Annotated in this window: 19 protein-coding genes; 12 read left to right on the forward strand and 7 right to left on the reverse strand. The window is 73.1% G+C overall.

All coding sequences use genetic code 11. The annotated features are described in order from the left end of the window. Positions 1–579 (reverse strand): PAS domain-containing protein, encoded by a 579-nt coding sequence (locus tag ACI8AP_RS14835; RefSeq protein ID WP_456590123.1) that lies wholly within the window; start codon positions 577–579, stop codon positions 1–3. A 147-nt stretch (positions 580–726) separates the two neighbouring features. Here ACI8AP_RS14835 and dcd point away from each other — a divergent pair, with 147 nt between their 5' ends. Beyond that, positions 727–1,311 (forward strand): dCTP deaminase, encoded by a 585-nt coding sequence (gene dcd, locus ACI8AP_RS14840; RefSeq protein WP_456590124.1) that lies wholly within the window; start codon positions 727–729, stop codon positions 1,309–1,311. Here the strand turns inward: dcd and ACI8AP_RS14845 are convergent. From ACI8AP_RS14845 to ACI8AP_RS14855, 3 genes are all read right to left on the reverse strand, one after another. Then, on the reverse strand, positions 1,283–2,638 hold the full coding sequence (locus ACI8AP_RS14845) for an MFS transporter (protein ID WP_456590125.1): 1,356 nt from the start codon (positions 2,636–2,638) through the stop codon (positions 1,283–1,285). The two genes, dcd and ACI8AP_RS14845, sit on opposite strands and share 29 nt — an antisense overlap. 183 nt (positions 2,639–2,821) lie before the next feature. Continuing rightward, entirely contained in the window at positions 2,822–5,119 is a 2,298-nt protein-coding gene (locus ACI8AP_RS14850) for a (Fe-S)-binding protein (protein ID WP_456590126.1), read from the reverse strand. A gap of 438 nt (positions 5,120–5,557) precedes the next feature. Further along, positions 5,558–6,559: a type IV toxin-antitoxin system AbiEi family antitoxin domain-containing protein gene (locus ACI8AP_RS14855; protein ID WP_456590127.1), complete on the reverse strand. Its 1,002-nt coding sequence runs from the start codon at positions 6,557–6,559 to the stop codon at positions 5,558–5,560. Between the two features lie 296 nt (positions 6,560–6,855). Here ACI8AP_RS14855 and dnaK point away from each other — a divergent pair, with 296 nt between their 5' ends. From dnaK to ACI8AP_RS14890, 7 genes are all read left to right on the forward strand, one after another. Next, positions 6,856–8,730 carry a molecular chaperone DnaK gene (gene dnaK / locus ACI8AP_RS14860; RefSeq protein ID WP_456590128.1) on the forward strand — a complete coding sequence of 625 codons (1,875 nt, stop codon included), beginning with the start codon at positions 6,856–6,858 and terminating at the stop codon, positions 8,728–8,730. 134 nt (positions 8,731–8,864) lie between these two features. Continuing rightward, positions 8,865–9,494 (forward strand): nucleotide exchange factor GrpE, encoded by a 630-nt coding sequence (gene grpE, locus ACI8AP_RS14865; protein ID WP_456590129.1) that lies wholly within the window; start codon positions 8,865–8,867, stop codon positions 9,492–9,494. A gap of 34 nt (positions 9,495–9,528) precedes the next feature. Next, positions 9,529–10,734, forward strand: coding sequence for a molecular chaperone DnaJ (dnaJ, locus tag ACI8AP_RS14870; RefSeq protein WP_456590130.1), 1,206 nt, complete (start codon positions 9,529–9,531; stop codon positions 10,732–10,734). After that, complete coding sequence (locus ACI8AP_RS14875; protein ID WP_456590131.1) at positions 10,731–11,183, forward strand: heat shock protein transcriptional repressor HspR; 453 nt, start codon at positions 10,731–10,733, stop codon at positions 11,181–11,183. Before dnaJ ends, ACI8AP_RS14875 begins: the two co-directional genes overlap by 4 nt. Then, complete coding sequence (locus ACI8AP_RS14880) at positions 11,180–11,656, forward strand: MarR family winged helix-turn-helix transcriptional regulator (RefSeq protein ID WP_456590132.1); 477 nt, start codon at positions 11,180–11,182, stop codon at positions 11,654–11,656. Before ACI8AP_RS14875 ends, ACI8AP_RS14880 begins: the two co-directional genes overlap by 4 nt. 110 nt (positions 11,657–11,766) lie before the next feature. Next, a complete protein-coding gene (locus ACI8AP_RS14885) occupies positions 11,767–12,249 on the forward strand; it encodes a MarR family winged helix-turn-helix transcriptional regulator (protein WP_456590133.1) in 483 nt (160 codons plus the stop codon). A gap of 53 nt (positions 12,250–12,302) precedes the next feature. After that, positions 12,303–13,985 carry a DHA2 family efflux MFS transporter permease subunit gene (locus ACI8AP_RS14890; RefSeq protein WP_456590134.1) on the forward strand — a complete coding sequence of 561 codons (1,683 nt, stop codon included), beginning with the start codon at positions 12,303–12,305 and terminating at the stop codon, positions 13,983–13,985. 60 nt (positions 13,986–14,045) lie between these two features. Here the strand turns inward: ACI8AP_RS14890 and ACI8AP_RS14895 are convergent, their stop codons facing one another. Further along, positions 14,046–14,483, reverse strand: a complete 438-nt coding sequence (locus tag ACI8AP_RS14895) for an OsmC family protein (RefSeq protein WP_456590135.1) — start codon at positions 14,481–14,483, stop codon at positions 14,046–14,048. Positions 14,484–14,558: 75 nt separating this feature from the next. Beyond that, a complete protein-coding gene (locus tag ACI8AP_RS14900; RefSeq protein WP_456590136.1) occupies positions 14,559–15,029 on the reverse strand; it encodes a MarR family winged helix-turn-helix transcriptional regulator in 471 nt (156 codons plus the stop codon). 216 nt (positions 15,030–15,245) lie between these two features. Here ACI8AP_RS14900 and clpB point away from each other — a divergent pair, with 216 nt between their 5' ends. Together clpB and ACI8AP_RS14910 are read left to right on the forward strand one after the other, a co-directional pair. Continuing rightward, a complete protein-coding gene (gene clpB, locus ACI8AP_RS14905; RefSeq protein WP_456590137.1) occupies positions 15,246–17,831 on the forward strand; it encodes an ATP-dependent chaperone ClpB in 2,586 nt (861 codons plus the stop codon). A gap of 162 nt (positions 17,832–17,993) precedes the next feature. Next, a complete protein-coding gene (locus ACI8AP_RS14910) occupies positions 17,994–18,815 on the forward strand; it encodes a hypothetical protein (RefSeq protein WP_456590138.1) in 822 nt (273 codons plus the stop codon). Positions 18,816–18,828: 13 nt separating this feature from the next. Here the strand turns inward: ACI8AP_RS14910 and ACI8AP_RS14915 are convergent, their stop codons facing one another. Further along, the gene (locus tag ACI8AP_RS14915; protein ID WP_456590139.1) at positions 18,829–19,290 is read right to left on the reverse strand and encodes a hypothetical protein; all 462 of its coding nucleotides are present in this window, start codon (positions 19,288–19,290) and stop codon (positions 18,829–18,831) included. A 102-nt stretch (positions 19,291–19,392) separates the two neighbouring features. Here ACI8AP_RS14915 and ACI8AP_RS14920 point away from each other — a divergent pair, with 102 nt between their 5' ends. Together ACI8AP_RS14920 and pyrE are read left to right on the forward strand one after the other, a co-directional pair. Continuing rightward, positions 19,393–20,052 (forward strand): fasciclin domain-containing protein, encoded by a 660-nt coding sequence (locus ACI8AP_RS14920; RefSeq protein ID WP_456590140.1) that lies wholly within the window; start codon positions 19,393–19,395, stop codon positions 20,050–20,052. Between the two features lie 55 nt (positions 20,053–20,107). Then, positions 20,108–20,710, forward strand: a complete 603-nt coding sequence (gene pyrE, locus ACI8AP_RS14925; protein WP_456590141.1) for an orotate phosphoribosyltransferase — start codon at positions 20,108–20,110, stop codon at positions 20,708–20,710. Positions 20,711–20,843: the final 133 nt, after the last annotated feature.

Here is a 20,843-nt window from a genome sequence, read left to right on the forward strand (position 1 = left end):
TCAGCTCTCCTCGCGGTTGATGATCGACCAGACGAACTCCTCGTAGCTCTGCCCCTGCTCGGCGAGCACCTCGTCGAGGAGCCTGGAGGAGGCCGCGACCGCGCTGCGCGCGTTCGGGTGCCGGCGCTCCTCGGCCAGCAGCCGCTGGTAGAGGGGCAGCACCCGCCGGACGGCGCCCCGGGAGGGCCGCCGGCGGTTGGAGTGGTAGCCGACGACCCTGCAGTGCGCGTCCTTGGAGGGCGTCACGTGCGCCAGCACCCAGTAGTGGCCCCCGTCGGTGGCGAGGTTGTTGATGTAGGCGAACACCTCCTGGCCGGCGCCCAGGGTGTCCCACAGCAGCTTGAACACCGCCCGCGGCATCTCCGGGTGGCGGATCAGGTTGTGCGGCTGGCCGATCACGTCGTCGCGGTCGTAGCCGCTCACCCGCAGGAAGACGTCGTTGGCGTACGTGATCACGCCGCGCAGGTCGGTCTTGGAGACGATCAGCTCGTCGGCGGAGAAGCTCCGCTCGCGGCCGGTGGGGCGCACGGCGTCACGGGCGCCGCGAGGCGCGGCGGTGGCCGGCCGGGTGTCGAGCACGCAGGTTCCCCTCGGTTTCGTTCGATTGCGTCCCGTTCATCGGCAGTCGGGAGGTCCAACGGGACGTGGGGAGGCGACAGCGCGCCGCGGGCAGCCGGCGCCGTTCGCCCGCACGGCGCGCGGACGCGGTTCCCTAGACTCCGCGCCATGCTGCTGAGCGACCGCGACATCACGGCCGCGATCGCCGGGGGACGCCTCGGCATCGAGCCCTACGACCCGGGGCTGGTGCAGCCGTCCAGCATCGACGTCCGGCTGGACCGGTACTTCCGGGTGTTCAACAACGCCCGCTACACCCACATCGACCCGGCGGAGCAGCAGGACGACCTCACGTCGCTGGTGGAGCCCGAGGGCGACGAGCCGTTCGTGCTCCACCCGGGTGAGTTCGTGCTGGGCTCCACGCTGGAGGTCGTCCGCATCCCCGACGACCTCGCCGCCCGGCTGGAGGGCAAGTCCTCGCTGGGCCGGCTGGGCCTGCTCACCCACTCGACGGCGGGCTTCGTCGACCCGGGGTTCTCCGGGCACATCACCCTGGAGCTGTCGAACGTCGCGAACCTGCCGATCACGCTGTGGCCGGGCATGAAGATCGGCCAGCTGTGCCTGTTCCGGCTGACCAGCGCGGCCGAGCACCCCTACGGCTCGGCGGTCTACGGCTCCCGGTACCAGGACCAGCGGGGGCCCACGCCGTCGCGCTCGTTCCGCAACTTCACCCGCGCGGAGACCCGGCGTCCCTAGCCTCGGCGGGCGGGGCGTCGTCGACGTCGGCCGCTGCCGGGACCTCGACGCCGGCGCTCTCCAGCACCTCGGTGGAGCGGCCCGCGGGTGACCAGCCGGGGACGGTGCGCTCCACCTCGTCGTCGACGAACACCTGCCGCGTGGCGATCCACCCGGCGACGGCGAGCACGGCGACGCCGGTGAGGGCGATGACGAACATGCCGTCGTAGCTGCCGGTCACCCCGCGGAGCACGCCCACGAGCAGCGGGCCGGCCCCGGCGATCACGTAGCCGATGCTCTGGCTGACGGTGGAGAGCGCGGAGACGGTCTCGGGCGTGCGCGCGCGCAGGCCGATGAGGGTGAGCACCATCGAGAAGGTGCCCATGCCGACGGCGATGAGGACCATCCACAGCCACGGGGCGACGGTCGGCGCCGTCCAGAGGCCCACCCAGCCGGTCACGTAGCAGGCGATGAAGAGCAGCAGCAGCGGGCGCTGCAGACGCGGCCGGACGGTCAGCGACGGGATGACGGCGCTCAGCGGCAGCCCGACGACGGAGTTCAGGCCCAGGAGGAGACCGGCGGTCGCCGCGCTCAGCCCCGAATCACGCAGGTACTGCGCCGACCAGCCGATGACGACGTAGGCCTGGAGCGCCTGCACGCCGAAGAAGGCGGTGATCGCCATCGCCGTAGGGCTGTGCACGAGGGCCCGCATCCGGACGGCGGTGTGGCCCTCGCGCGACACGTCGGGCGCGGCCGGCAGAGCCAGCCACACCCCCGCCGCGACGAGCGCCGGCAGCGCCCAGACGACGAGTGCCCAGCGCCAGCCCTCCCCCTCGGCGACGTCGGCGATCGGCTGCGAGGTCACCGCCGCGAGGGTCGCGCCCAGCCCCATCGCGGTGCTGTAGGCGCCGATCAGCGGGCCCGTCCGCCCCGGGAAGTGGCGCTTGACGAGCCCCGGGAGCATGACGTTGCCCAGCGCCCCGCCGGCCATGGCCAGCGCCGTGCCGGCGAGGAAGACCGGGAACGCCTCGGCCAGGCTGCGCAGCCCCAGCCCGACGGTCATCGCCACCAGGGCGCCGGCGAGGACGTGCGCGTCGCGGTAGCGCGCCGACAGCGCGGGGCCGGTGAACCCGATGAGCGCGAAGCAGAGCACCGGCATCGTGGTGATGACCCCGGCCAGGCCGCTGGAGATGTCCAGGCCCCGCTCGAGCTCTTCCAGCACCGGGCCGACGCTGGTGACCGCCGTGCGCAGGTTGAGCGCCGTGAGCACGATGGCCACGGCCATCAGCCCGAGACCGCGACGACGGTCGGTGCCGGCGGTGTTGCGTGCGGGGGCGGTGCGGGTCACCCGGAAAGCGTCCTCCGTGACCGGGTGCACACCGCCCCCGGGTGGGTGCGCGGCGCAACCACCGCGGGGTGCACGGCTCCGGAACGGCGACGGCGCGCACCCCGCGGGATGCGCGCCGTCGCACGGCCCCGTCCGGAGGCTCGCCCCGAGCGTGCGAGGGGTGAGGAGGACGGGGTCCTTCTGCTACTTCGGGTCGTGATCCGTCGCGGCGGAGTCGAGGCCCACGACGTCGTCGTCCTTCGTGCCGACGTCGGCGCCCTGCTCGGCACCCTGCGCGCCGACGGCGACCGGCTGCATCGAGCGCAGCAGGATCTGGCTGACGTCGAGCACCTCGACGTGCTCGCCGGCCTCGCCGTTCTGCTTCTTGCTGGTCAGCGCGTCGCTGAGCATCGTGATGCAGAACGGGCACGCGGTGGAGATGACGTCGGGATCGAGCTCGAGGGCCTCCTCGGTGCGCTCCATGTTGATCCGCTTGCCGATCTTCTCCTCCATCCACATGCGGGCACCGCCGGCACCGCAGCAGAAGCCGCGGTCCTTGCAGCGGTGCATCTCCTGCGTGGACAGGCCCTGGACGGAGTCGAGGATCTCCCGCGGGGGCGTGTAGACCTTGTTGTGCCGGCCCAGGAAGCACGGGTCGTGGTAGGTGACCTTGCGGTCGACCGGGGTGACCGGGGTCAGCCGGCCCTCCTCCACCAGCTTGCCGAGCAGCTGGGTGTGGTGCACGACCTCGTACTCGCCGCCGACCTGCGGGTACTCCCGCCCCAGCGAGTTGAAGCAGTGCGGGCAGGTGGCGACGATCTTGCGGGTGCCCGGCACCCGGCCCTCGAAGACGCCGTTGAGGGTCTCGACGTTCTCCATGGCCAGCTGCTGGAAGAGGAACTCGTTGCCCATGCGGCGGGCCGGGTCGCCCGAGCAGGTCTCGCCGTTGCCGAGCACGGCGAACTCGACGCCCGCGGTGTGCAGCAGCTCGGCGACCGCCTTGGTGACCTTCTTGGCGCGGTCGTCGACGGCGCCGGCGCAGCCGACCCAGAACAGGTACTCGACCTCGTGGGGGAGCGGGCCGTCGGCGACGCGAACCTCGAAGTCCATCTCCTTGATCCAGTCCTCGCGGACGTTGCCGCCCATGCCCCACGGGTTCCCGCGCTTCTCGAGGTTGGTCATCATGACCCCGGCCTCGGACGGGAAGTTGGACTCGATCAGCACCTGGTAGCGGCGCATGTCCTGGATGTGGTCGACGTGCTCGATGTCCACCGGGCACTGCTCGACGCAGGCGCCGCAGTTGGTGCAGCTCCACAGGACGTCGGGGTCGATGACCCCGCCCTCCTCGAGGGTGCCGACCAGCGGGCGGTGCGCCTGGGCGTCGTTGGTGCCCTCGATCCGGGCGTAGCCCGACGCCCAGACCTGCTCGTCGCTGGGCTTGAGGAGGTCGTAGTCGGGCGCGGACTCCGACGCCGTCTTCTCACCGAGCAGGTACGGGGCCTTGGCGTACAGGTGGTCCCGCAGGTCCATGATCACCATCTTCGGCGACAGGGGCTTGCCGGTGTTCCAGGCCGGGCACTGGCTCTGGCACCGCCCGCACTCGGTGCAGGTGGTGAAGTCCAGCATCCCCTTCCAGGTGAAGTCCTCGATCTTGCCGCGGCCGAAGACGTCGTCCTCGCCCGGGTCCTCGAAGTCGATCGGCTTGCCGCCGGAGGTCATGGCGGGCAGCGGGCCGAGCGCCGGGGCGCCGTCGGCCTCGCGCTTGAAGTAGATGTTGAAGAAGGCGCTGAACCGGTGCCAGGCGACACCCATGTTGAGGATGCGGCTGATGACCACCAGCCAGGTCAGCGACACCACGATCTTGATGAAGGCGACGATCGAGACGACGTCGGGGTTGTCCGGGAAGAGGTTCGACGCCAGGCTCGCGAACGGGTGCGACCAGGTCGGGGCGTCGTCCAGGCCGGAGGCGACCTTGGCCGCGCGGATGCTGAGGATGCTGATGCCGACGATCAGGACGACGGCCTCGACGAAGTAGCCCCGGCCCTCGTTGGACCCGGCGAAGCGGCTCCTGCGGCCCTGCCGGCGCGGGTGGTCGAGCTGGCGCCGGACGATCAGGTAGATGATCCCGAGGATTGTGCCGGCGCCGATCAGGTCGACGAAGAGGCTCCAGATCGCCCACTCGCCGATGAGCGGCAGGTGGAAGGCCGGGTTCCACACCTCGCCGAACGCCTCGACCAGCGTCAGGAACAGGCCGTAGAAGCCGACGAAGACGAACCAGTGGGCAACGCCGATGGTCGACCACTTCAGCATCCGGGTGTGGCCGATCGACTCGACCACCAGCGTCTTCAGCCGGCTCTTGACCGGGCCGAAGCGGGTGCCGTCGGGCTGGCCGGTGCGGATGATCCGCACCATCGCCCGGACGGCCCGGTAGGCCATCACGGACGCCACGATCAGGAACAGGACGCTGATAGTCCCCAGGACGATCTGCAGCGGGCCCGTCATGTTTTCCCCTCCCGTACGCCTGGCGGCGTCGGTCGTCTCCCGCCGGCCACGCGGGCGACGGGGCTGTGTGTGGTGCGCGCCCCGGTGCACCGGCCGGTGGGCCGGCGCCCGGAACGCATGCGGGCAGGCGCAGCCCGCACTCCAGGGCACGATAGCGGGCGCGCTCAGAGGCTACTCGCCGGTAACCCTGGGCGCGGCGCCGCGGATCGGCGAGCCCGGCCGAGGCGCTCCGCCCAGGGGTGACCCGTGACACGTCCCGTCGTCGTCCACCGATGTGCGACGTGACTGCAGCGTCCCTCCCCGCCACCTGGGTTCGCCGACCCGGGCCCGCGGCTGTCAGCTCAGGCCCGTGCCGCGGGGGTGGGTGTCGCCACCTCCGGCCCGCGCCCGCCGCCTGAGCGTTGTACGCCTGGGCTCGCGGCTACGGGCTTGGGCTGCTCAGCCCGCGCGCACCCGACCTCGCGCACGGGGGGTGGCGGTGAAGCGGCGTCCCGTGGGCGCCGGTGCTGCCAGGAGTTCGCGCAGCCGTGCTTCGACGCGGGGCCAGTCGCGGTCGACGTCCTCGTCGGCCACCCGGATCACGCGGACGCCCAGCGCCCGGAGTTCGTCTTCCCGCCGCTTCTCCTCCCAGAGCACCTGCGCCGGTGTCCGACCGCGCCACGGGTCCGTGTACTTCACCTTCCCGTCGAACTCGACCGCGACGGCGGCCGCTCCGAACCAGGCGTCGACCACGCCGACGAGGCGCCCCTCCGTCCGGATCTCCACCTGGAGCTCCGGCGCCGGGAATGCCGCCCCGAGGATGCGCAGGCGGCCCCGCGTCTCCAACGGCGATTCGGCGCGCCCGTCGGCGAGGGCCACCGCGCGGGCGGCGCGGCGGGCGCCCGGCCACCTCTGGAGCGCCGCCGCTCCCTGGGTGAGCTGCTGCACAGTGATGCGCTTCCGGAGCAGTGCGGCGTCCAGTGCGACCACCGCATCGTCGAGCGGCCACCGGCGCACCACGTCGAGCAGGGTGCGAGCGGTGGTGGTCACGCGGAGCGGCCCCTCGGAGGTGACGTCGTCCGGCCCGAGCGGCGCCTGGGTGATGCGGTAGCCCCGTCCCTGCCGGGACAGCCCGGGGTCGGTCAGGCGGATCGGACCCGCGGTGGAGCGCCTCGGGACCGGCAGCTCCCAGAGGTGTGCGGCCGTCTCGTGGCTCAGCGCCACGGTCGGGCGGTCGAGCTCCAGCAGGACGGCGAGGCACTCCAGCCGGTGGCGGGTGCCGTCTGTCGTCGCCGAGCGGACGGCTTCGGCGGTGGCGTGGACGCCGCGACGGAGGCGGACCCAGGTGCCCGACGAGAGGAGGCGGCGGATCTCGGGGTGGTCGTAGCCGGCGCGGCGGGCGTCCCGCGCGGTGAACAGGCCCAGCTGGCGCTCGGCGGCGGCGCGGAGGAGCGGGTGCACCGGTGCAGTGCCGAGCGTGCGCGGCGGTCGCGGTGGGTGGGCGGCGGATCTGTGGATCACTGCGCGGACCGCCACGGGCTTGTGGGTGCCACCCCAGCGTCGTGCCGCTGAGGGCGCGGCCACGAGGCTGGGGTGACGCGGCGAGGGAACGTGTGACGCGGGGCCTGGGAACACCGCCGCGCAGCTTGCCGTTACGGTGGACAGGAAAGTTGAGCGCACCACGCGCAATGCGGTCGCGCTCGGCTCCTCGCACGGACCAGTACCACCCCCAGCACACGGAAGAGAGGCCATCTCCCATGGCTCGAGCGGTCGGTATCGACCTCGGCACCACCAACTCCGTCGTCACCGTCCTCGAGGGCGGTGAGCCGACGGTCATCGCCAACTCCGAGGGTTCGCGCACCACCCCCTCGGTCGTGGCCTTCGCCAAGAACGGCGAGGTCCTCGTCGGGCAGTCGGCGAAGAACCAGGCGGTCACCAACGTCGACCGCACCATCCGGTCGGTCAAGCGCCACATGGGTACCGACTGGAAGACCGACGAGATCGACGGCAAGAAGTACACGCCGCAGGAGATCTCCGCGCGCATCCTGCAGAAGCTCAAGCGCGACGCCGAGACCTACCTGGGCGAGCCGGTCACCGACGCGGTCATCACCGTCCCCGCCTACTTCGAGGACGCCCAGCGCCAGGCCACGAAGGAGGCCGGTGAGATCGCCGGGCTCAACGTCCTGCGCATCGTCAACGAGCCGACCGCGGCCGCGCTGGCCTACGGCCTGGACAAGGGCGAGACCGAGCAGACGATCCTCGTGTTCGACCTCGGTGGCGGCACCTTCGACGTCTCGCTGCTCGAGATCGGCGACGGCGTCATCGAGGTGAAGGCCACCGCCGGTGACAACCACCTCGGTGGTGACGACTGGGACGAGCGCGTGGTCAAGCACCTGGTGCAGACGTTCAACGCCTCCAACGGCATCGACCTGTCCAAGGACAAGCTGGCCATGCAGCGGCTGCGCGAGGCGGCCGAGAAGGCCAAGATCGAGCTGTCGGGCGCGCAGTCGACGAACGTCAACCTGCCCTACATCACCGCCGGCGCCGAGGGCCCGCTGCACCTGGACGTCACGATGACCCGCGCCGAGTTCCAGCGGCTGACCCAGGACCTGCTCGACCGCACCCGGGCGCCGTTCAACCAGGCGATCCGCGACGCCGGCATCTCCGTCGGCGACATCGACCACGTGGTCCTGGTGGGTGGCTCGACCCGCATGCCGGCCGTCACCGAGCTGGTGCGCGAGCTGACCGGCGGCAAGGAGCCCAACAAGGGCGTCAACCCCGACGAGGTCGTGGCCATCGGCGCCGCGCTCCAGGCCGGTGTCCTCCGCGGCGAGGTCAAGGACGTCCTGCTGCTCGACGTCACCCCGCTGTCCCTGGGCATCGAGACCAAGGGCGGGATCATGACCAAGCTCATCGAGCGGAACACCACGATCCCGACCAAGCGCTCGGAGATCTTCACGACGGCCGACGACAACCAGCCCTCCGTGCAGATCCAGGTGTTCCAGGGCGAGCGCGAGATGGCGATGTACAACAAGAAGCTCGGCATGTTCGAGCTGACCGGGCTGCCCCCGGCGCCGCGCGGCGTCCCGCAGATCGAGGTCGCCTTCGACATCGACGCCAACGGCATCGTCCACGTCCACGCCAAGGACCTGGGCACCGGCAAGGAGCAGTCGATGACCATCACCGGCGGCTCGGCCCTCCCCAAGGAGGACATCGAGCGGATGATGAAGGACGCCGAGGCGCACGCCGAGGAGGACAAGCGCCGCCGCGAGGAGGCCGAGACCCGCAACCTCGCCGAGTCGCTGCAGTACCAGACCGAGAAGTTCCTGGCCGAGAACGGCGACAAGATCCCGGCCGAGAAGAAGGACGAGCTCGGCGAGGCGCTCACCGAGCTGCGCTCGGCCCTCGGCGGCTCGGACATCGACGCCATCAAGTCCGCCCAGGAGAAGGTGGCCCGGGTGTCCCAGGAGGTCGGCGGGGCGCTCTACGCCCAGCAGGCCGAGGCGGCCGGCGGAGCGCCCGGCGCCGAGGCCGGTGCCGAGGCGGGTGCCGGTGCGGCGGGTGGCCAGGCCACGGGTGACGACGACGTCGTCGACGCCGAGATCGTCGACGAGGACACCGACCGCCGATGACGGACAGGGAAGAGCGGCCGCGGGTCGTGATCCGCGACAGGCGGCGCATCGACCCCATCACTGGCGCAGTGCGGACGCCGGCCGGCGAGCAGCCGGCCGGCGTCCGGCCCGGTACCGACCTCCCAGGGGAGCAGATGAGCGAGCACGACATGCCGGCCGCCGATGAGGCCGCGGGCGCGCAGCAGGGCACGGGGCCGCAGCAGGACCCGGCGGCGCAGCAGGGGACCGAGCCGCAGGGGGGTGCCGCGCCGCAGTCGGCGGCGGACGGCGACCTGGCGCAGCAGCTGACCGAGCGCACCGAGGATCTGCAGCGGGTCACCGCCGAGTACGCCAACTACCGGCGGCGGGTGGACCGTGACCGGTCGCTCGTCGTCGACCAGGCCGCGGAGCGGTTCGCGACCCAGCTGTTCCCGATCGTCGACGACATCGAGCGGGCCCGTGACCACGGCGACCTCACCGGCGCCTTCAAGCTGGTCGCCGACCGCATCCTCGGGTTGCTCGACGGCCTCGGGGTCGAGGCGTTCGGCAAGGCCGGCGACGAGTTCGACCCGTCGCTGCACGAGGCCGTCATGCACGAGACCTCCGCCGAGGTGAGCGTCCCGACGGCCACCACCGTGCTGCGGCAGGGCTTCCGCCGGGGCGAGCGGGTGCTGCGGACCGCCATGGTCGCCGTCACCGAGCCGGAGGCGCCTGCGCGCGCCGAGTCCGCGGCGTCCGCCGAGTCCGGGGAGGCCGCCGAGCCCACCGACCAGGCCGCCGGCTGAGCGGCGTCCGACCGAGCGCGAGAGGGGGCGTCCGATGAGCACCCGTGACTTCATCGAGAAGGACTACTACGGCGCGCTCGGCGTTCCCCAGGACGCCGACGCGGCCGCGATCAAGAAGGCCTACCGCAAGCTGGCCACGGAGCTGCACCCGGACAAGAACCCGGGCAACACCGAGGCCGAGGCGCGGTTCAAGGAGGTCTCCGAGGCCTACGACGTGCTCTCCGATCCCAAGCGGCGCGGTGAGTACGACGACGCGCGACGCCTGTTCGGCGCCGGGGGAGCCGGTGCCCGTGCCGGGTTCCCCGGCGGCTTCCCGGGCGCCGGGCCCGGCGGGCAGCCCTTCGACCTCGGCGACCTGTTCGGCGCAGCCGGCGCCGGGGCGGGCGCCCGGGGGGCCGGTGGCCTGGGCGACATCCTGGGCGGGCTGTTCGGTGGGGCCGGTGGCGCGCGTGCGCGCAGCCAGGCCGCGTCCGGGCCCGCGCGGGGTCAGGACGTCGAGACCGAGGCGACGCTCTCCTTCGAGGAGGCCGTGCTCGGCGTCACCGTGCCGCTGCGGATGCAGAGCCCGGGCAGCTGCCCGACCTGCGCCGGCAGCGGCGCCCGCCCCGGCACCTCCCCGCACACCTGCCCGGTGTGCCAGGGCGCTGGTGTGACCAGTCGGAGCCAGGGCGCCTTCGCCTTCTCCGAGCCGTGCCGCAACTGCCGCGGCAGCGGCCAGGTCGTCGAGGACCCGTGCCCCACCTGCGCCGGGAGCGGGGTCACCAGCCAGACCCGCACCATCACCGTGCGGATCCCGGCGGGGGTCAAGGACGGTCAGCGGATCCGGCTGCCCGGCAAGGGAGCACCCGGGCGGCGCGGTGGCCCGGCCGGCGACCTGTTCGTCGTCGTCCACGTCGCGGAGCACCAGCTGTTCGGGCGCAAGGGCGAGGACCTCACCTTGACCGTGCCGATCACCTTCGCCGAGGCGGCGCTGGGCACCACGCTGACGGTGCCGACCCTGGACGGCACCGTGTCCCTCAAGGTCCCCGCCGGCACCGCGAGCGGCCGCACGCTGCGGGTCCGCGGACGGGGGGTGCCCACCAAGGGCCGCACCGGCGACCTGCTCGTGACCGTCGAGATCGCCGTCCCCGCGCGGCTGACCCCGGCGCAGCGCAAGGCGGTCGAGGCCCTGGCCGAGGAGATGGACGAGGACCCGCGCCCGCAGATCACCGCCGCGGTGCGGCGTGGAGGTGAGGGATGACCAGGCCGTCGGGTGGCCCGCTCGGTGAGGCGGGCCCGGCCGTCGCCGACGACGCCCCGGTGTTCGTGATCTCCGTGGCGGCCCAGCTGGCCGGGATGCACGCGCAGACGCTGCGGCAGTACGACCGGCTGGGGCTGGTCAGCCCCGGCCGGACCTCCGGCGGAGGGCGGCGGTACAGCCCCCGCGACGTCGCACTGCTGCGCGAGGTGCAGCGGCTGTCGCAGGAGGACGGGGTCAACCTGGCCGGCATCAAGCGGATCATCGAGCTGGAGTCCCAGGTCGAGGCGCTGCAGGCCCGGGTGCACGAGCTGCTCGAGGAGCTGCAGCACTCCGAGAACCGGCGGATGGCCGCGGAGGCGGCGATCCCGGCGGCCTACCGGGCCGATCTGGTGCCGCACCGGCGGCAGAGCTCGGCCCTCGTCGTCTGGCGCCCGGGAGGTGCCCGGTGAGCGGGCCGGACGCCGACGCCCACGAGGCCTTCGTCTCGCTGGAGCGGGAGATCGGTCTGCTGCTCCGGCGGTCCCGGGCCATCTCGACCCGGCTGGCGCGCGAGCTGCACCCCGATCTGGACGGCGCCGCGTACGGGCTGCTGGCGCTGTTGCAGGACGCCGGGCCGCTGCGGGCCAGTGACCTGGTCGCGCGGCTGGGGCTGGACAAGAGCACCGTCAGCCGCCAGTTGTCCAGCCTCGTGGAGCTGGGACTGGTCGACCGGGCGGCGGACCCCGACGACGGCCGGGCGCAGGTGCTGAGGCCGTCCGCCGAGGGGGCCGCGCGGCTGGCCGGCATCCGGACGGCCCGCCGGGCCCGCTGGGAGAGCGACCTCGCCGACTGGCCGGCCGAGGACGTCGCGACGCTCGCCATCCTCCTCGAGCGACTGAACCGGATCGGCGAGGCGCGCGAGGCAGAGTCCACGGAGCGCTGACCCGCCCGGGCCGGGCGTGGCCGACGACACAGGAAGCTTCGTTGCAGACCGCAACCATATGATCGTATGGTTGCGGTCTACAAGCGTTTTCTCCGTCCTGAGGACGTCCCATGCCCATGCACCCCGACACACGTGACCGCCTCACCGCCGGCGTCGCCCAGCTGATCCGCGCCGGACGGCACCTGAGCTCCCGCGCGGCCGTGCAACTGCACGGCGACTTGCCGTCGTTCGGCTGGCCCCTGCTCGCCCCGCTCGAGCGGCAGGACGACCTCCGCTGCAGCGCGCTCGCCGCCCTCGCCGGGGTCGACGGCTCCGTCGCCAGCCGGCAGCTGGCCGCCCTGGAGCGGGCAGGCTACGTCCACCGCCGCCCCGATCCCCGCGACGGCCGGGCCGCGCTCTTCCGGCTCACCGACCAGGGAGCCCGGGCGCTCGCCACCTCGCGGGCGCTGCGTGCGGAGTGGGCGCTGACCGCCCTGGCCGGCTGGGACGAGGCGGACGCCCGGCGGCTCGCCGATCTGCTCGATCGGCTGGTGGCCGACATCGACGTCGTCGGCGGGCAGCCGCGCATCGATCCCGTGGCGGCGGCCCGATGACCGCCCGGCCCTCGCTCCCGCCCCGTTCTGCGCCAGTTCCGTCCAGGAGTCCCGTGAGCACCGTCCAGACCTCCGCGCCCGAGGCGCCCGTCGAGCAGCAGGGGAGGATGACGCACCGTCAGGTGCTGGAGGCCCTCTCCGGCATGTTGCTGGCGATGTTCGTGGCGTTCCTGTCCTCGACCGTCGTCTCCAACGCGCTGCCGACGATCATCACCGAGCTGCGGGGCACGCAGAACCAGTACACCTGGGTGATCACGGCGACCCTGCTGGCCTCGACGGCGTCCACGCCGATCTGGGGCAAGCTCGCCGACCTGTTCAGCAAGAAGCTGCTGATCCAGCTGTCGATCGTCATCTTCATCGTCGGCTCGATGCTGGCCGGCCTCGCGCAGTCGGTGGACACGCTCATCGCGTGGCGCGTCCTGCAGGGCCTGGGCCTCGGCGGCCTGCAGGCGCTGGTGCAGATCGCGATGGCCGCGATGATCAGCCCGCGCGAGCGCGGTCGCTACTCCGGTCTGCTGGGTGCCGTCATGGCGGTCGCCACGGTCGGCGGTCCGCTGCTGGGCGGCCTGCTGGTCGACACCAGCTGGCTCGGCTGGCGCTGGTGCTTCTACGTCGGCGTCCCGTTCGCCGCCGTCGCGCTGGTGCTGCTGCAGCGCACCCTGCACCTGCCGGTGACGAAGCGAGCCGTGACGATCGACTACCTCGGTGCCGCCCTCCTCGCCGCTGCGGTCTCGGCCCTGCTCATCTGGGTCACCCTGGCCGGCAGCAGCTTCGCGTGGGCCTCGGTCGAGACGGCGCTGTTCCTCGGCGGGGCGGCGCTGGCAGTGGTGGCGTTCCTCGTGACCGAGCTGCGGGCCGCGGAGCCGATCGTGCCGCTGCGGCTGTTCCGGGACCGCACCACCACGCTCGCCATCATCGCCAGCGTCGCCGTCGGCATGGCGATGTTCGGCTCCACGGTGTTCCTGGGCCAGTACCTGCAGATCTCCCGCGGGTACTCGCCCACTGAGGCCGGGCTGCTCACCATCCCGATGGTCGGCGGCCTGCTGATCTCCTCCACGGTCTCCGGTCTGCTCATCACCCGGTTCGGCCGGTGGAAGTCCTACCTGACGGCCGGTTCGGTCCTGGTCGTCGCCGGCTTCGCGCTGCTCGCGACGATCGATCACGAGACCGACATGGTCCTGCTGAGCTTCTTCCTGTTCGTGCTCGGCGTCGGGATCGGGATGAGCATGCAGAACCTCGTCCTCGCCGTGCAGAACACCGTGGCGGCGACCGATCTGGGGGCGGCGAGCTCCGCGGTCGCCTTCTTCCGCAGCCTCGGCGGCACGATCGGCGTCTCGGTGCTCGGTGCGGTGCTGAGCAACCACGTCGGGAACCTGATCCGGGGCGGCCTGGCCGACATCCCCGGTGCGGCCGAGGCCGCCGCGGCAGGTGGCGGGGACATCGGCCTGGCCGATCTCGCGGATGCGCCGGCGCCGATCCAGGAGCTCATCCGCATCTCCTACGGCGACGCGACCGGCCGGGTCTTCCTGATCTCCGCCGTCGTGGCGGTCGTCGCCGTCCTCGCGGTGCTGTTCATCCGCGAGGTGGCGCTGCGCACCGAGACCGGTGACGAGCGCGAGGCGGCCGAGCGTTCCGACGCCGTGCGCATCGACACCGACGCCATCGAGGGTCGGGACGCCGGGGGCGAGCGCACCGACGAGGTGGCGCACGCCGGATCCGGGGCCGCCACCCGCTGACCTGACCGTCCGACGGCCCGTCTCCCTCGGGGAGGCGGGCCGTCGCCGTTCAGCCGGAGGTCACCCCTCCAGCGAGGCGTCCAGCGTGATCTCGGTACCGGCCAGCGCCTTGCTCACCGGGCAGCCGGCCTTGGCCGCCTGCGCGGCCTTGTCGAAGCCGGCGGCGTCCAGGCCGTCGACCTCGCCGCGCACGGTGAGCTTGACCCCGGTGATCGCCGGGGCTCCGTCCTGCTGGCCGAGCGTGACGTCGGCCGAGACCTCGAGCGACTGCGGGGTGCCGCCGGCCTTGCCGATCTCACTGGAGAGCGCCATGGCGAAGCAGGCGGAGTGCGCCGCCGCGATCAGCTCCTCGGGGCTGGTGGCACCGGCTGCCTCGTCGGCGGTGCGCTTGGGGAACGACACCTCGTAGGTGCCGATCTTGGAGCTGGAGAGCTCCACCTGTCCCGAGCCCTCCTGGAGGGTCCCGTTCCAGGCGGTGCGGGCGGTACGAGTGGGCATGTCGTCCCTTCGGGCCGTGGCCGCCCCTGGCTCGGGCGGCACCGTGGCTGCCCTCCTACCCGCTCGGGCGGAGCCCTACCGTCCGGACTCGGCCTGCTCCGCGGCCGCGCCGTTGACCCGGTCGGTGAGCAACCGGAGCCGGGCCTTCAGGTCGTCGAACTCGCTGGCGTCGAACCCGATCGCGCCGATCATCTCCTCGGAGATGGCCATGGCCTTGTCCTGCAGCGCCCGGCCCGCGTCGGTGAGCGCGATCGAGACCGACCGCTCGTCCTCGACCCGCCGGTGGCGGGTGACCAGCCCCGCGGCCGTCAGGCGCTTGAGCAGCGGCGACAGCGTGCCGCTGTCCAGGGCCAGGCGGGAGCCGAGCTGGCCGACCGTCTGGTTGTCGGACTCCCAGAGGAGCAGCATCACCAGGTACTGGGGGTAGGTCAGACCGATCGCGTCGAGCATGGGGCGGTACCGCGCGGTCACCGCCCGGGACGCGGCGTACAGCGCGAAGCACAGCTGATCGTCGAGTGCGACGCTCGGGGCTGGCAGGGCGGTCATGTCGCCAGTCTAGGGGCTGGCGTCAGCGGACTCGGGACTTTCCGCCCTTGCGCCTCCCCGGATGGGCGACCTAACGGCCGGTGGGGACCCGCGGGGACGGTCGAACGGGCAGAGTTGAGCGGAACAGACTCAACCCATGGTTCGTTGCAGGAGTCGATGGCGCCGCCCACGGACGGACGGCGTCCCCCAGCCACACGAAAGGACGTGCGTCCGAGCATGGAGAGCAAGCTCACGACCCGCTCGCAGGAGGCCGTCGCCGGCGCTCAGCGTCTCGCCGTCGGCCGGGGTCAGGCGGCCCTGGAGCCGCTGCACCTGTTGGTCGCCCTGCTGGAGCAGGCCGACGGCATCGCCGGTCCACTGCTGACCGCGGTCGGTGCCGACCCGGCCGACGTGCGCAGCAAGGCCGACGCCGCGCTGCGCCGCATGCCGAGCGTCAGCGGCGCGACGGTCTCCGCGCCCGCACCCTCGCGCGAGTTCCTCCGGGTGATCAACGCCGCGTCGGAGCAGGCCGGGGCCCTCGGCGACGAGTACGTCTCCACGGAGCACCTGCTGGTCGGGCTGGCCGGCTCGGAGGGCGAGGCCGGGGCCGTGCTCACCAGCGCCGGTGCCACCCGTGACGCGCTGCTGGCGGCCTTCCGCACTGTGCGCGGCAACCGCAAGGTGACCAGCGCCGACCCCGAGGCCACCTACCAGGCGCTCGAGAAGTTCGCCGTCGACCTGACCGAGCGCGCCCGTGACGGCAAGATCGACCCGGTCATCGGCCGCGACACCGAGATCCGCCGCGTGGTGCAGGTGCTCTCCCGCCGGACCAAGAACAACCCCGTCCTCATCGGCGAGCCGGGTGTCGGCAAGACGGCCATCGTCGAGGGCCTGGCCCAGCGGATCGTCGCCGGTGACGTCCCGGAGAGCCTCAAGGGCAAGCGGCTCATGGCGCTGGACCTGGCGTCCATGGTCGCCGGCGCGAAGTACCGCGGTGAGTTCGAGGAGCGGCTGAAGGCCGTCCTGCAGGAGATCACCGAGGCCGAGGGCGAGATCATCACCTTCATCGACGAGCTGCACACCATCGTCGGTGCCGGCGCGACCGGCGACGGCGCCATGGACGCCGGCAACATGATCAAGCCGATGCTCGCCCGCGGCGAGCTCCGCATGGTCGGCGCCACCACGCTCGACGAGTACCGCGAGCACATCGAGAAGGATCCGGCGCTGGAGCGGCGCTTCCAGCAGGTCTTCGTCGGCGAGCCCAGCGTCGAGGACACCATCGGCATCCTGCGCGGCCTCAAGGAGCGCTACGAGGTGCACCACGGCGTGCGCATCACCGACGGCGCGATCGTCGCCGCCGCCACGCTGTCGGACCGGTACGTCACGTCCCGGTTCCTGCCCGACAAGGCGATCGACCTGGTGGACGAGGCCGCCAGCCGGCTGCGCATGGAGATCGACAGCCGGCCGGTGGAGGTCGACGAGGTCGAGCGCGCCGTCCGGCGGCTGGAGATCGAGGAGATGGCGCTGGCCAAGGAGGACGACCCGTCGTCCCTCGAGCGGCTGGCCGCGCTGCGCGAGGACCTCGCCGACAAGCGCGAGGAGCTGGCCGAGCTGACCGCGCGCTGGCAGCAGGACAAGAGCGCCATCACCCGCATCCAGCAGATCAAGGAGGAGCTGGAGCGGCTGCGGCTGGAGGCCGAGCGCGCGGAGCGCGAGGGTGAGCTCGCCCGGGTCGCCGAGCTGCGCTACGGGCGCCTGCCGCAGCTGGAGAAGGCGCTGACCGAGGCCGAGGCGTCGGTCGAGGAGCAGGCCTCCATGCTGAAGGAGGAGGTCGGCCCCGACGACATCGCCGAGGTCGTCCAGGCCTGGACCGGCATCCCCGCCGGCCGGCTGCTGGAGGGCGAGACCCAGAAGCTGCTGCGCATGGAGGAGGAGCTCGGTGGGCGGGTCGTCGGGCAGCCGGATGCGGTGCGGGCGGTCTCCGACGCCGTCCGGCGGGCGCGCTCCGGCGTCGCAGACCCCGACCGGCCGACCGGCTCGTTCCTGTTCCTCGGCCCCACCGGCGTCGGCAAGACCGAGCTGGCGAAGGCGCTGGCGGGCTTCCTGTTCGACGACGAGCGGGCCATGGTCCGCGTCGACATGAGCGAGTACTCCGAGAAGCACTCGGTGGCCCGGCTCGTGGGGGCCCCTCCCGGCTACGTCGGCTACGAGGCCGGCGGTCAGCTCACCGAGGCGGTGCGCCGCCGTCCGTACACCGTCGTCCTGCTCGACGAGGTGGAGAAGGCGCACCCCGACGTCTTCGACGTCCTGCTGCAGGTGCTCGACGACGGGCGGCTGACCGACGGCCAGGGCCGGACCGTGGACTTCCGCAACACGATCCTGATCCTGACGTCGAACCTCGGATCGCAGATCATCGCCGACCAGTCGGTGCCCGAGGAGCGGCGCCGCGACGCCGTGCTGGGCGTCGTGCGGTCGCACTTCAAGCCGGAGTTCCTCAACCGCCTCGACGACGTCGTGGTGTTCCGGGCGCTGGGCAGCGAGGAGCTGACCGGGATCGTCGACATCCAGGTCGGCGTCCTGGCCCGCCGGCTGGCCGCCCGCCGGCTGACCCTGACGGTCACCGATGCCGCGCGCGACTGGCTGGCGCTCAACGGCTTCGACCCGGTCTACGGGGCCCGGCCGCTGCGCCGGCTGGTGCAGTCGGCGATCGGCGACCAGCTGGCCAAGGCGCTGCTGGCCGGGGAGATCCGGGACGGCGACGAGGTCGTCGTCGACTGGCCGGGTGGTGACGTCGAGGGGCTGCGCGTCACCCGCGGCGCGTAACCGCCCGCGGGCGGGCCTGGCCCCCGTCGCCGCGCCCGCCGGGCCCCCTGCGGTCCGGCGGGCGCGCCGTCCGATCGGGTGGGACCGCGTGCCCTGCTGGTCCCCGCCCGCGTCGTCGTCGATGATCGCGGCGACGACGGGGACCGGGGAGGCGGAGGCACGATGACGGCGGGGCAGGACGACCAGCACGGCCAGCAGCAGGGGCAGCCCGAGGGGCAGGGCGACCGGCCGCAGCCGGGGTGGGGTCAGCCCTCGGGCCAGCCGCCCCACGGCCAGCCGCCCCACGGCCAGCCGCCCTACGGGGGTCAGCCCCCGTACGGGGGTCAGCCCCCGTACGGAGGTCAGCCCCCGTACGGAGGTCAGCCGCCGTACGGAGGGCAGCCGCCCTACGGCCAGGGACCGCAGAACCCGTACGGCCAGAACCCGTACGGCCAGAACCCGTACGGCTACGCCCCCGCGCCCTCGGCCCCCACGGGCGGAGGGCCCGGCGCGCCGGCACCCCTGGACCGCCCGGTCACGGTGCGCGCCGGGATCGGCGCCTTCCTCGCCGCACTGGTGCTCAGCGCCGTCGCCGCCGTCGCCACGCTGCTCAACTGGGACGAGTTCGTGGCCTGGACGCTGGACGAGTCGGGCACCGACCTGGAAGGGCCCGAGTTCGAGGGCCTCGACCCCGAGGCGTTCGCCGAGATCATCGGCCAGATCACGATCGGCATCACGGTCCTGATGCTCGCGCTGCAGTTGCTGTTCCTGTGGTTCGCCTGGCAGGGCCGCAACTGGGCGCGGATCGTGCTGTGGGTCCTCGGTGGCCTCACGCTGCTCACCGGCCCGTTCAACGCCGTTGCCAGCGGGCCGCTGCCGTTCGTCAACACGCTCACGTGGTTCCAGCTCGCCCTCACCGCCGCCGGGGTCGTGCTGCTGGCGGCGAAGCCGTCCAACGACTGGTACCGCTTCCGCAAGTGGCAGCGCGCCACCGGGCAGGGCTGAGCCGGGGCGGCCCTCAGCCGGGACCGGCGTTCACCCAGTCCCGCGTCGTGCGCGCCGCCAGGCTGGTCGCCGCCGCGACCGACAGCACCAGCAGGAGGAGCGCGACGACGGTGGTGCCACCCGCGGTGAACATCGTGGACAGCAGCACCACCGCCAGCACGATCGTCGCGACCAGCCCGGTCCACCGGCCCCACCGGCGGCGGCCCGCCAGCGCCCAGGCCGAGACGCCGTAGCCGACCCCGAGGACGAGCGGGACGGTGGTGTTGACCAGCAGGAACTGCTGCGCCTCGTCCCGGGTGAGCCCGCCCTCGGTCAGTACCTCGACGACGCCCTCACGCCCGAGCCAGGTGATCGTCACGTAGAGCACGAGCAGGGCGGCGAGGGTCGCCAGCAGGGCGATGGCGACCCTCGCCGACGGCGGTGCCTGCCGGGTCGGGTCTCCGTCGGCGGGGCGGGGGCGGGGTTCGCGCGGCACGCGTCCAGCCTGGCAGACGGCCGGGCCGCAGCACCGCGCCCGCGGCCGGCGCACGCGCGATCGTGACCCCGCCGTCGCACGGGAACAGACAGGATCACCACCATGACGCGCACCCCGACCCGCGGCGTTCTGCTCATCGCTGTCTCCAGCCTGGCGATCACGCTGAGCGCCTGCGGCTCCGACGCCCCTGCCGGCAGCACCGCCGGCACCACCCCCGTCACCACCAGCTCCGCGCCGGAGACGAGTGCGGCGGCGCCGGCCTTCGACGGGCCGTTCGGCGAGGGCTGCGCAGCGGTGCCCGCCGAGGGCCCGGGCGGCTTCGAGGGCATGAGCGCCGATCCGGTGGCCACCGCGGCCGGCAACACCCCGGCGCTGTCGACCCTCGTGCAGGCCGTGCAGGCCGCGAACCTGGTCGAGACCCTGAACACCACGGAGGACATCACCGTCCTGGCACCGTCGAACCCGGCGTTCGAAGCCCTCCCCCCGGACGCGCTGAACGGGCTGCTCGCCGACACCCCGGCGTTGACCGCGGTGCTCACCCACCACCTCATCCCGGGCCGCCTGGCCCCGGACGAGCTGGCCGGCACGCACGCCACGCTGAGCAACGACGAGGTGACCATCGAGCGCTCCGGCGAGAACTTCACCATCGGCGCCGAGGCGACCATCGTCGGCGAGGAGGCGACGGTGGTGTGCGGCAACGTGCAGACGGCGAACGCGACCGTCTACATCATCGACCAGGTGCTCCAGCCCGCCGGCCTGTGAGGGCCGGTGCGTCGCCCGGACTCCGCCGGGCGAGGCGCTCAGTAGGGTCCGTGCCATGGAGAAGGACCTCGTTCCCCCCCACACCTCGTCCCTCGGCGCGGGCCCCTGGAGCGAGGCCTCGCTGCCCGACCGCGACCGGCTGCTGCAGCTGATCCTCGACCTCGCCGTGGTGCACGGGAAGGTCACGCTCTCCTCCGGGCAGGAGGCCGACTGGTACATCGACATGCGCCGGCTCACGCTGCACCACGAGGGCGCGCCGCTGGTCGGGCGCGTGATGCGGCAGCTCACCGGCGACCTGCGCTACGACGTCGTCGGCGGGCTCACCCTCGGCGCCGACCCGGTCGCCACGGCGATGCTGCACGCCGCCGCGGCGGGCGAGGGCTTCCTCGACGCCTGCGTCGTCCGCAAGGCGGGCAAGGCCCACGGCCTGCAGCGCCGGATCGAGGGGCCGGACGTCGCCGGCCGCGCCGTCCTGGTCGTCGAGGACGTCTCCACCACCGGCGGCAGCCCGCTGACCGCGGCGCAGGCGTTGCAGGAGGCCGGCGCGGAGGTGGTCGCGATCGCGGTGATCGTCGACCGCGGTGGGCGCGCGGCGGTGGAGGAGGCCGGTTTCGAATACCGGGCCGCCTTCACCCTCGCCGACCTCGACCTCGCCTAGCCCGTCCGGGGGGGGGGGGGGGGGGGGGGGGGGGGGGGGGGGGGGGGGGGGGGGGGGGGGGGGGGGGGGGGGGGGGGGGGGGGGGGGGGGGGGGGGGGGGGGGGGGGGGGGGGGGGGGGGGGGGGGGGGGGGG

This window comes from Blastococcus sp. SYSU DS1021, from assembly GCF_054050995.1.